General features: G+C 40.7%; 1 protein-coding gene. It reads left to right on the top strand.

Annotated elements, in window-relative coordinates; all coding sequences use genetic code 11:
• The coding region (locus AOA59_RS32200; protein ID WP_218212240.1) for a tubulin-like doman-containing protein at positions 1-337 on the top strand (337 nt) is incomplete at both ends.

The following is a 337-nucleotide window of genomic DNA, read 5'->3' as shown; positions in this document are numbered from 1 at the left end:
GTGGAAAGCCGTGACAATGTTGCGATTCATGCCTTTGATACAGATGTTAATACGATTCGTCAAATGGAACACCTTGAAAATAATATTACGCAGACAAGTACGAAGAAATCAGTTGGGGAATACCTCCATGCAAATCCATCTTTGACAAAGTGGTTTCCAGACAATCCACATCTACGGAAAAAGACGATGACAGAAGGGGCAGGACAAATTCGTGCTGTATCCAGACTTGCGTTTCGCTCTGCAATGGACGAAAAGAAACTGAATTCTCTAGAAGAAAGTATCGATAGAATTTTTCCCGTTACTTCAGATCTCATGACGTATGGAGTCAGAGTAATTA

Origin of the sequence: Pseudomonas sp. 2822-15 (assembly GCF_002742515.1) — a bacterium.
In the GTDB taxonomy this organism is placed as follows: Bacteria; Pseudomonadota; Gammaproteobacteria; order Pseudomonadales; family Pseudomonadaceae; genus Aquipseudomonas; species Aquipseudomonas salomonii.
The sequence above is the reverse complement of the archived record's forward strand: the minus strand, read 5'-3'. Positions and strand labels throughout refer to the sequence as shown.